Annotated in this window: 9 protein-coding genes and 1 pseudogene; 4 read left to right on the top strand and 6 right to left on the bottom strand. The window is 70.6% G+C overall.

Annotated features, from left to right (window positions below; translation table 11 throughout):
- A pseudogene (locus ALI22I_RS05525) lies at window positions 1-338 on the top strand (thiopurine S-methyltransferase); the annotation flags it as partial.
- 120 nt (window positions 339-458) lie between these two features.
- Here the strand turns inward: ALI22I_RS05525 and ALI22I_RS54455 are convergent.
- The 3 genes from ALI22I_RS54455 to ALI22I_RS05505 form a co-directional block, all read right to left on the bottom strand.
- Window positions 459-587, bottom strand: a complete 129-nt coding sequence (locus tag ALI22I_RS54455) for a hypothetical protein (RefSeq protein ID WP_274522751.1) — start codon at window positions 585-587, stop codon at window positions 459-461.
- Window positions 588-1,544: 957 nt separating this feature from the next.
- On the bottom strand, window positions 1,545-3,593 hold the full coding sequence (locus tag ALI22I_RS05510) for a heavy metal translocating P-type ATPase (protein ID WP_077004438.1): 2,049 nt from the start codon (window positions 3,591-3,593) through the stop codon (window positions 1,545-1,547).
- Window positions 3,594-3,596: 3 nt separating this feature from the next.
- Complete coding sequence (locus ALI22I_RS05505) at window positions 3,597-3,998, bottom strand: ArsR/SmtB family transcription factor (protein ID WP_077004437.1); 402 nt, start codon at window positions 3,996-3,998, stop codon at window positions 3,597-3,599.
- Window positions 3,999-4,403: 405 nt separating this feature from the next.
- Here ALI22I_RS05505 and ALI22I_RS05500 point away from each other — a divergent pair, with 405 nt between their 5' ends.
- Complete coding sequence (locus ALI22I_RS05500; protein ID WP_077004436.1) at window positions 4,404-5,108, top strand: DUF3152 domain-containing protein; 705 nt, start codon at window positions 4,404-4,406, stop codon at window positions 5,106-5,108.
- 75 nt (window positions 5,109-5,183) lie between these two features.
- Here ALI22I_RS05500 and ALI22I_RS05495 read toward each other — a convergent pair whose 3' ends face one another.
- Window positions 5,184-5,729 carry a TetR/AcrR family transcriptional regulator gene (locus tag ALI22I_RS05495; RefSeq protein WP_077004435.1) on the bottom strand — a complete coding sequence of 182 codons (546 nt, stop codon included), beginning with the start codon at window positions 5,727-5,729 and terminating at the stop codon, window positions 5,184-5,186.
- Between the two features lie 154 nt (window positions 5,730-5,883).
- Between ALI22I_RS05495 and ALI22I_RS05490 the strand changes: the two genes are divergently transcribed.
- The gene (locus tag ALI22I_RS05490) at window positions 5,884-7,059 is read left to right on the top strand and encodes a cytochrome P450 (protein WP_077004449.1); all 1,176 of its coding nucleotides are present in this window, start codon (window positions 5,884-5,886) and stop codon (window positions 7,057-7,059) included.
- Window positions 7,060-7,064: 5 nt separating this feature from the next.
- Window positions 7,065-7,694, top strand: coding sequence for a class I SAM-dependent methyltransferase (locus ALI22I_RS05485; protein ID WP_077004448.1), 630 nt, complete (start codon window positions 7,065-7,067; stop codon window positions 7,692-7,694).
- Between the two features lie 1,319 nt (window positions 7,695-9,013).
- Here the strand turns inward: ALI22I_RS05485 and ALI22I_RS05480 are convergent.
- Together ALI22I_RS05480 and ALI22I_RS05470 are read right to left on the bottom strand one after the other, a co-directional pair.
- On the bottom strand, window positions 9,014-9,823 hold the full coding sequence (locus ALI22I_RS05480) for a tyrosine-type recombinase/integrase (RefSeq protein ID WP_238598128.1): 810 nt from the start codon (window positions 9,821-9,823) through the stop codon (window positions 9,014-9,016).
- A gap of 168 nt (window positions 9,824-9,991) precedes the next feature.
- Window positions 9,992-10,291 (bottom strand): AbrB/MazE/SpoVT family DNA-binding domain-containing protein, encoded by a 300-nt coding sequence (locus ALI22I_RS05470; protein ID WP_179118107.1) that lies wholly within the window; start codon window positions 10,289-10,291, stop codon window positions 9,992-9,994.
- Between the last annotated feature and the right edge of the window lie 403 nt (window positions 10,292-10,694).

The following is a 10,694-nucleotide window of genomic DNA, read 5'->3' as shown; positions in this document are numbered from 1 at the left end:
ACATCTTCAAGCTGACGCCGGAGGCACTCGGCCCGGTGGACCTGGTGTACGACCGGGCCGCGCTGATCGCGTTCCCGTACGACATGCGGCGGCGCTACGCCGAGGCGATCACCCGGCTGGTGGGGCCTGGTACCCGGTACTTCATCAACACCCTGGAATACCACCCGAGGCTGTCGACGCCGCCGTTTACCGTCGGGCCGGAGGAGATCGTCGACCGCTTCGGGCACGCGTTCGAGGTCGAGCACGTGGCCGCGGAGCCCAGGCCGAGCCATCGGATGGTCGAGAAGTTCGGCCTGACCAGCCTGGTGGAACACGGCTTCCTGCTCCGTGCACGCTAGCCGTGCGCCCCGGCGAGGCGCCCACCGCAGGGCGACGAGAGCCACAACACCCACGGGCCGGCACTGGCCGACCCCGGTCGTCGGCGGCGCGTGGTCAGACGGTGAGGGTGCCCTGGAGCGTCAGATGGGTGATCCCAGTCGGTCGCGCAGCGGACACCGATCGGGCTTCAGCGCATCGACGAGGTCGGTCACCTCGTCGACTGGTACGCCGACCGCATCGCGGTGCACCTGGTGCACAAGCTCGGTCACGAACCCGACCTCGTCACCGATCCCCGCCGCCCGGCACCGTTCCCGGTCATCGGTCCAGTCCTTGGGCAGGTACAACTCCCGGTCGGACTGAACGCTTCACCTTGCGAGTACGTCTTGGGCTTGGCGGGGTTGCGTGTCAGTGCTGGCGGCCGGGCGTCGCTTCGCTGCTGATCTGAGGAAATCCAGTTGAACGGGTGATAGGCGGGGTGGCAGGTTTGCACGGTGATCTCTGATCTCGCTCCTCGTTTTCTGAGCTGGGATGAAGTGGATCCTTCCCGCCATCCGTTCGACCCCCTCTCGGCAGCGCAGGTGGTGAACTCGCTCGGCCCGGCCCAGCGTGTGCCTCGCCGCCCCGACGTCCCGTCCGCCCACCTGGCGATGGTCGCCTGGGGCCATGGCGAGGGCATGGTCTGGGCCGACGCGATGTCCTACGCCCTCGTCGAGCACTACGGCCATTGGGTGGTGGGCTGGCGCTGGTCACCCGACGAAGGGGACTTCGACGGCGGGCCGGTGGGGAACTGGTGCTGCCCGCAACACTCGATCACCACTCCGGAGGAGACGCTCGCCCGTGTCGTCGCGGCGCTGCGTGAATGGCGTGGGTGGCTGGAGAGTCTCGCCGGGTGGTTCGACGAAGCCTGCGACAGCCACGACCAACCCCGACACCGCGATCGCCGGATGGTCGAACAGCGCGACGGGGCCGACCACGTCGAGAGCGGCGAGAAGCGGTGCGACGAACCGAACACCAGTGCCGTGGCCATCAGTACCTGCGCCCACCAGGGCGCCGAGCCGACCGGCGGACGAGAGCGCCGGTACCCGGTGTCCCCGGTGGCGCGCAGGTGCAGCCCGGCGCGCACACCGAACGCGACGACCAGGCCGGCGGTGTACAGGAAGAAGGCCGTCCAGGCCATCACGATCGTCTCCGCGTGTGGTTCGGGATGGTTGCAAGGTAAGCGGTGGTCAGCAGGCGTCGCAGCAACCCGAGCCGCCCTGCTTGGGCGCGCCCACGATCGTCAGGTTCAGCGTTTGCGGGGTGGGCGGGGGAGCGGTGGTGACCTCGGGCAGCGGTGTGGACTTGGCGGCGCGGATGGCGTTGAGGATGACCAGGACCTCGGCCGCTTCGTGCACGAAGACCACGGTGGCCAGGCCGAGGACGCCGAATGCGGCCAGTGGGATGAGCACTCCGATGATGGCCAGGGAGAGGCCGACGTTCTGGAGCATCACCCGGCGGGCGTGGCGGGCGTGGGCGAGCACCTGGGGCAGGTGGCGGAGGTCTTCGCCCATCAGTGCGACGTCGGCGGTTTCGATGGCGACGTCGGTGCCCATGGCGCCCATCGCGATGCCGACGTCGGCGGTGGCCAGGGCGGGGGCGTCGTTGACGCCGTCGCCGACCATGGCGATCTTGCGGCCGTTGCGCAGGCTGTCGAGCAGGGCGGCTTTGTCCTCGGGCAGGAGTTCGGCGTGGACGGTGGCGATGCCTGCCTGGGTGGCCAGTGCGGTGGCGGTGCGGGTGTTGTCGCCGGTGAGCATCGCGGTGTCGATGCCCAGGCGGCGCAGGCTGCCGATGACCTCGGGTGCTTCGGTGCGCAGTTCGTCGCGCACCGCGATGGCGCCGAGCAGGGTGTCGCCTTGTTCGACCAGCACGACGGTGGCGCCGGCCTGTTGGAGCCGTTCGATCTCGCCTACCAGCGGGCCGGGGGTGATCCAGCCGGGCTTGCCCAGCCGCACCGGGGTGCCGTCGATGCTGCCGGTGAGGCCGTGGCCGGGTACGGCGGTGACGTCGGCGGCCGGTGGCACGGTGTCGGTGGAGGCCAGGATCGCGCGGGCCAGCGGGTGCTCGCTGCGTGATTCCAGTGCCGCGGCCGCTGCGAGCACCTGCTCGCGGGTGGCCTCGCCGGTGGTGAGCACGTCCACGACGCGGGGGGCGTTGCGGGTCAGGGTGCCGGTCTTGTCCAGGGCGACGGTGCCGATGCGGCCCAGTTCCTCCAACGCGGCGCCGCCCTTGACCAGCGCGCCCTGCCGGCTCGCCGCTCCGACGGCGGCGACCACGGTCAGCGGGATGGAGATGGCCAGCGCGCACGGGGAGGCGGCGACCAGCACGACCAGTGCGCGTTCCAGCCACACCAACGGATCCCCGACCAGCGCGCCGACCCCGGCGATGAGCGCGGCGAGGACGATGATCGCGGGCACCAGCGGGCGGGCGATGCGGTCGGCCAGCCGTTGCCCGCCGCCCTTGCGGTCCTGCGCTTCCTCGACGATGTGCACGATCCGCGCCAACGACGAGTCCGACGCCCGCGCGGTGACCTCGACCTCGATCGCGCCGCCGCCGTTGATCGCACCGGCGTGCACCGTGTCGCCGGGTCCGGCTTCGACCGGCACGGACTCGCCGGTGATCGCGGACAGGTCCAGGTTCGTGTGCCCGGTGCGGATCACGCCGTCGGTCGCGGCGCGTTCACCGGGGCGCAGCACCATCCGGTCGCCGAGCACCAGCTCGTCCGGCGCCACCTGCACCTCGACGCCGTCCCGCAGGACCGACGCCGTCGGCGGCACCAGGCCCAGCAGTGCCCGCAGGCCGCGGCGGGTGCGGGCGATCGCGTAGTGCTCCAGGCCCTCCGCGATGGAGAACAGCACCCCGAGCATCGCGGCCTCGGTGATCTGACCCAACGCGACCGCGCCGATCGCCGCGATGGTCATCAGGGTGCCGACCCCGACCCGGCGGCGACGCAGCAGGTTGCGCAGCGTGCCCGGCACGAAGGAGGCCGCGCCGACCACGGCGGAGGCCAAGGCCAGGCCGGAGCCCACCCGTTCGGCGCCGGTCGAGGACACCCACCAGCCGATCCCCAGCAACACCGCGGCCACGGCCGCCAGTTGCAGTTCCCGGACCTGCCACCACTGCTGCGGCCCGTGATCGTCGTGGCCGTGGTCGTCGTGGTCCCCGGCCTCTGGTGCGCTTAACGTGGTGGTCGACTTCGGGCGCGTCTCCTGCGGCCCGCAGCACTCGTCAGCCACGGTTCACCCCTCTGTTCCGTCCTGCGCGGAGCCCGCCATCGCGGCGGGCGCGGTCTGCTGTCCCAGGACTGCGGCGACGAGCACCCGGCCCCGCTCGGTGAGCGCGTACATCACCAACCGGCCGTCGCGGCGCGACGACACCAGCCCGGCGACCTTGAGCTGCCGCAGGTGGTGCGAGGTCAGGTTCTGCGCCGCCCCGACCACCCACGACGCGTCGCACACGCACAACTCCCCTCCGGTGAGCAGGGCGGCGGCGATCGTCAGCCGGGTCGGGTCGCCCAACGCCCGCGCCGCCGCGGCGGCCTGCTCCACCGCGGACAACTCGGGCAGACCGGCCCGGATCTCCTCCGCGTGCGGCAGGTCGAGGCACAGCAGGTCGCAGGTGTCACGACGTTCCACAGTCACATGCACATCCTAACGCTCGTTGATACGTTGGGATAGATCTCGGTGAGAGTGATCCCAACACTCATTGCTATGTTGACACGCCGGAGTCCTCAGGTTCCCGATCCACCGGAGGCCCACGGCAGTGACCGCCGCCCACGACCCGCACGACACCGACGAGCCCACCGGCCGCCGGGCCGGACGAACCCGCGCCCAGCCGTTGGTCGCCTCCTGCAGGCCCGACCTGGCCACCCGCCGCAAGGCCGCGCACCGCAGCCCGTGGCGCGCCTACGGCCCCTTCGTCTACGTCCTGCCACTGCTGCTGGCCCTGTCGGTCATCGCCCCCTCGACCTCACCAGCACCCCTCAGACACCGGACACCGCGAGCCCCCAGGTCGCCGACCCGCGCGACGGCTCGCCGACACCGGCGGTGTCCAATCCCGGCGGCCCCACCGTGCAGGCCGACAGCGCCCCCACCGACCCGCGCCGCACCGCCGTCTCCGCCGAACTCCCCGCCGGCGGACCCTTTCCGACCCGGGGCGCCGGAACCTTCCACGTCGTGCCCGGCACCTCCGACCAGGTCGGCCAGGGACAACTCACCACCTACACCGTCGAGGCCGAGGACGGCATCACCTTCACCGACGGCGACACGGCGTTCGCCACCGCGGTGCAGGCCACCATGTCCCACCCCAAGAGCTGGACCGGAAACGGCACCACCGCCCTGCGCCGCATCGACACCGGAACCCCCGACCTGCGCGTCACCCTCGCCTCGCAGACCACCGCCCGCACCCTGTGCGGCTTCGACATCCCCTACGACACCTCGTGCTTCCTGCGCACCACGCCGGGCCACGTCGTGCTCAACGCCGCCCGCTGGGAACGTGGCGCCCAGTCCTTCCAAGGCGACATCGGCCAATACCGCCGCTACCTCGTCAACCACGAGGTCGGCCACTACTTCAACAACCCCCACCAGCCCTGCGCCGGCAACGGCACCCTCGCGCCGCTGATGATGCAGCAGACCCTCACCACCGCCAACGACGAACTCGCCGTCCTCGTCGCCGGCATCCAGGACGACATCGCCGTGCCCCGTGACGGCAAGGTCTGCAAACCCAACGAGTGGGCGTTCCCCAACCAGTGACACGACGCCGAACCGGCGTCAGGTAACCGCATCGCGCAAGGCCGGACACCGAAGGCGTGTCGAACCCAGGGCCGATCAGTCGGTGCGGGCGGCCTGGATCACTCCGTGGATCGCGTGGCCGATGCGTTCGGCGGCGCGGTCGGGGTCGGGTTGGCCGAGGTCGAGCCAGGCGATGACGGCTTCGAGGGTGAAAGTCGGGACGACTCGCGCCGCCCAGTCCCGCCACGGGCCCTCGGGGATCGCGTCGGCGAGGTGCCGGTGGGCGAGGTCGGTCGAGCCGGACCGGATCGTGTCGATCACGTCGCGGAACTCCGGTTCCCGGGCCGCGTGTCGGAACAGCAGCCGGAACCCGTCGGGATCCGCGGCGGCGGCACGGATCAGCGCGGGCAGGCTGGTGCTGTCGAAGTCGTCGGTTCCCACGGTGTCGGCGAGCCGGGTGCAGGCGCGGTCGAGCACGGCGCGGTACAGCTCGTTCTTCGAGGCGAAGTGCCGGTAGAGGATCACGTGGGTGACGCCGGCTTCGGTGGCTACGTCGTCCAGGCCGGTGGCGGCGTATCCGGTGCGGGCGAAGGCTCTGGTGGCCGCGTCGAGGATCTGCTCCCGCCGCTCGGCGCGCGGCATCCGCCGGACACGTTCGGGCCCGCCTGCCGACGTCCGTCGAGCGGGCTGTCCGGCCTCTGCCACCACATCGACCTCCTCTTGTTAAAGGAAGACTATACAAGTACGTTATTTATGTCGCCTTGTACAAGATGACATAAACTTGATGGAGGTCGCCATGGTCGCCCCGGTCCAGTTGCCCTTCGAGCAGTCGGATCCGTTGCGGGTCGCGGCGGTGCTGCGCGAACTCCAGTCACGCGGCCCGGTCCACCGGGTACGCACCCCCGTGGGTGACGAGGCATGGCTGGTCACCGGCCACGCCGACGTGCGGCGGCTGCTGGACGACGACCGACTCGGCCGCTCCCACCCGGCCCCGGAAACGGCGGCCCGGACGGGGGAGTCGGCGTTGTTCGGCGGCCCGCTCGGCGACTTCGGCACCGAACAGGCCGACCACGCCCGGATGCGGTCCCTGCTACGGCCGCACTTCTCGCCCAGGCACATGAAGGCACTGCGCTCCAGGGTGGAGGCCCTCGCCGCCGGGCTGCTGGACGAGATGGCCGAGCGGGGATCGCCGGCGGACCTGCACGCGGCGGTGGCGGTGCCGTTGCCGATCCTGGTGATCTGCGAGCTGCTCGGCGTGCCCTACGAGGACCGCGACGAGTTCCGCGCGTGGACCGCCGACGCCGCCAACACCCGCGACCGGGCCCGATCCGAACGGGGGCTGGGGGAGCTGTTCGGCTACGGCCTCAAGTTGGTCGCCCGCAAGCGGAACGATCCCGGCGACGACGTGATCTCCCGGCTCTGCGCGACCGACGGGGTATCCGACGCCGAGGCCGCCGGGCTGTCCATGGCGTTGCTGTTCGCCGGACACGAGACCACGGTCGTCCGGATCGGCCTGGGCGCGCTGCTGTTGCTGACCAACCCGGAGCAGTGGCAGGCCCTGCTCGACCAACCCGACCTGGTGCCGAACGCGGTGGAGGAGATCCTGCGGGCGCCCGGCAAGAGCAGCGGCGGGATCCCCCGGTACGCGCGGACCGACCTGGAGATCGACGGGGTCGCCATCAAGGCGGGAGAGCTCGTGCTGCTGGACAACGGCGCCGCCAACCACGACCCGGCCGTGTTCCCCGACCCCGACCGGCTCGACGTCACCCGCTCGGCCGCCGCCCACCTCACCTTCGGGCACGGCGCGCGTTACTGCGTCGGCGCACCGCTGGCCCGCATCGAGCTGCAAGTCGTGTTCTCGCAACTCGTCCGGCGATTCCCGACGCTGAGGTTGGCGGTGGGCGTGGAGGAGTTGCGGATGCGCCGCGACGTGTTGACCGGCGGGTTGGTCGAACTCCCGGTGCGGTGGTGACCGGCATGTCGGTGCACCACCCGATCTTCGCGCGGCTCTACCCGATGATGAGCCAGGCGATGGAGCGGGGCGGCATGGCCGAACGCCGCCAGGCGCTGCTCGCCGACCTCGCCGGCGAGGTGATCGAGGTCGGCCCCGGCAACGGCCTCAACTTCGCGCACTACCCGCCCACCGTCAGCCGCGTCCTGGCCGTGGAACCGGAACCGCGTCTGCGGCAACACGCCCACGACGCGGCGGGACGGGCAGCGGTGCCGGTCGAGGTCGTCGATGGCCTCGCCGAGCGGCTGCCCGCCGAGGACGGCACTGCCGACGCGGTCATCGTGTCGCTCGTGCTGTGCTCGGTGCGCGACCAGCAAACGGCGCTGCGCGAGATCCACCGCGTGCTCAAGCCGGACGGGCAGTTGCGGTTCCTCGAACACGTCCGAGCCGACACACCCGGCCTGGCACGCGTCCAACGTGTCCTCGACGCCACCCTCTGGCCACGACTGGCCGGCGGCTGCCACACCGGCCGCGACACCGCCGCCGCGATCGAACGGTCCGGCCTCACCATCGAGCGCCTCGACCGGTTCCTGTTCCCCGACACCCGCACACCGAGTTCCTTCCACATCCTCGGCACGGCCGTACGCCGCAGCTGAGCACAATGGCACCTGCAGATCGACCCGCACCGCCCGGCATCCCGACGGCCGGGTTCAGGGTCGGGATCGTGCTCGACATAGTGGCGAGAACCTGGCCATGTCCCGGTCAATCCGGTCCGGCGTGCTACCGGCCGTGAGCCGGAGCCTCGTCGGTCCGGCTTGCGCGCACCTGTTCGACAGCACGCCGCCGGGGTCAGCGGGATCAGCTGCGATTCGACCGTCGCCGTGGCGCTGATCCCTGGTGGATACCGCGTACCAGGCTCGCCAACGAGGCATGGCCGATGTCGGGGAAGCAAGTGGCCAGGGTGGTGATCACGTCACCCGAAGCGTGCTCGGGCCCGTCCCTGCCCCAGCAACGGCCCCATGCCTACTCGCCTCGGATCGCGCCGGTGATGCTGGTGAAGATGAGGGCGGCGAAGCCCGGGACACCGGTGCGGTAGGCGACGGGGCGAGGCTGATCGGACGGGGCCCGGAACCGTCGCCGGGAGAGCTGCCTACGCCGTCGAACTCGCCGGCCGTTCCGCCCGAACGCCTGTAGGGGTCCACGGCTCCCGCCCAGGATCGTTCGCGACGACGCCGGGTCGGCAGCCGTGTCCGCCGCGCCAGGGGCCGCGGCGCTGCTTTACCGCGACGGAGGCGATGAGCGGCCGGTGTCAGAGGAACAGGAATCCGATCGCGAGGGCGGCGATGACGGTTCCGAGCGTGACGGCGAGGGTGATCTCGGCCGTGGTGGCGCGGGCCTGGCGTCGGATCCATGTGAAGAAGTAGACGGTGGCGGGGGATGGACACGGCAGCGCCGGTGACGGCGCCGGGTGAGTAGTCGCTCAAGCAGGAGGTCAGCCTGTCCGTCAAACGTCCCAGCAACCGCCGCACAGCAGGGCCGGTGTCGTCGACGGCAGCGTCCCAATCGGCAAGCAACGACCTCGCATTGTCCTTGCGATCCCCGGCCGACCGCGGTGCGCGAAAGGACCACAGTTCGCACTCTCGTGCCACCACCGGAATGCCGACCGTCGCGACGCCTCGTTCTCGGCGGAACGGCAACTCGCCCGCCAAATCGGCAATCCACGACTGCTCTGCCGTCGTCACATCGAGACCTCATCCGTGCCTGCGTTCGCCGACGTCAGCATCTCACGCGACTGATCGTCCGTTGACACGTCGGCACGACTGGTGTCGATCGTCCGCGCGACCGACACCGAGCCGCTCGGGCGCGACGGAAGGCGCCGGTCTACGGAGCTCCGTAGACCGGCACCTAGGCAGCCAGTCTGGCGACCAGATCACCTCACCGGGCGATCAACCAGGTCACCGTTGATCCGGCTCCGTCAGCGGATGGAGTTCGCCGCTGTACTCCGACAACGCGGTCGCCACTTCCTGTGGGAGTCCTTTGATGTAGGTGAGTGTCGAGCCGCCTTTGGTGTCGGTGTGTCCGGCGTAGGCCCGTGCGACCGCGTAGCCGAAGTGGCGTTCGACCAGGTGAGGGTCGTGTGTCGCATCCAGTGCATCGACACGCCGAGTGTGGCGGCCCAGGGCAACCGTGCTCTCACGCGTTTCCAGAGCAGGTCGTAGCGGCGCCCGGTCAACGGTCTGCCGTTGGAGTACCGCAGCAGACGGTCGTCGGGGAGTCGGGCGCCGCGCTCCCGGGCGTGCTCCGTCAGCGCCGCCACGGTGGTCGGGCTGATCGGTTGCCATCGTTCGGTGCCGAACTTCTCGCGCAGCCGGACCGCGCACGCCTGCGTGTTCACGTCCATCAGGCGGATGCCGAGTGCGCCGGACCGACGGCAGGCGGTTTCCAGGTGCAGTCGCATCAGCAGGGAGTCCAGTGCGACGTCCTCGCCGGTGGTGACGACGACGTGGTTGATGGCGGTGACTTCCTTGTGGGTCAACGCCCGGCGCACGGTGGGCAGCCGACGGGGGATCTCCACGTGCATGGCGGGGTTGGCGCCGGGGCTGAGCAGGCCGTCGGCGATGGCGAGTCGGAAGAACATGCGCATCGCCCGCACCGCGGACTCGCCCGCGTACCGGCCCTTGCGTTCGTTCGACCGCACCTGTGCCTGTCGGGTCGCCCGTTGCCGCAGTGCCGACACGTCGCTGGGCTTCACCTCGTCGATCGGCTGCGCACCGAGGGACTCCACGGCGCGGGCCCAGTGCCCCCGTACCTCCGCAGCTGGCCGGGGGAGGCAGCAAGCAGCACCTTCGGCATGTACGCGGAGACGGTCGGGACCGCCTCCGCCGGCAGCAGCTTGGACAGTTCGGCGACCAGCACCGTGAGCCTCTGCAGATCGAACCGGTTGGCACGGTCGTCAGTGGTCACGGGACGCCGCCGGTGCCGTGTGGTGCCGGGCGAGCAGGGCCGTCACCATCGACGTCGGGTGAACGGCCAGCGTGCCGTGTTCCGGACGGGCGAGGAGCACGAGTGAATCGCCGGCCTTCACGCACAGGACCCGACGTGTGGCCGCCGGAATGAACACGTGCCCGCGGATATTGATCCGGAATGGACCTGCGGGGTCGAGTGACACGAGCAGACCGTCGGCGGACACGGCGAGGTCGTAGGCGTCCTCGGACTGCCAACCCAACGCCGCGATCAATTGGCGATCACCCACGCGCCCCGAGTGGTCGATACGACCCATCGCCAGCATCGGACCGCTGTGGTCCTGGGGTGCGGGCAGGGCGGGAAACTGCTGAGCCCGCGGTGTCGATCGAGGGCGTACGACGGGAGGAGCGAACAAGGGGACGGCACGCTGCGTCACGACAGCACCGCCGGCCCGGACGGCTGGAATTCCAGCCGGAGCGGTGTCCGAGAGGGTTTCTCGGAGCGGGAAATCTCCCGCGCAATAAGCGCGGGGAGACATGCGGCGACTTTAGCTCAGTCGCGGTGTGACGCACGCCTAACACGGGAAAATGCACGTGTCGAATCACAGTGCGTCGCCGGTTGAATACCTGACTTCGAGGTCGAGAGGCTGCGGTGGACCTCGCGATTCGGCGGAACCCGCCTGCGAACGTCCC

This window comes from Saccharothrix sp. ALI-22-I (assembly GCF_001984175.1).
GTDB lineage: Bacteria > Actinomycetota > Actinomycetes > Mycobacteriales > Pseudonocardiaceae > Actinosynnema.
Note: the sequence above shows the minus strand (reverse complement) of the source record. Positions and strands in the feature narration are given on the sequence as shown.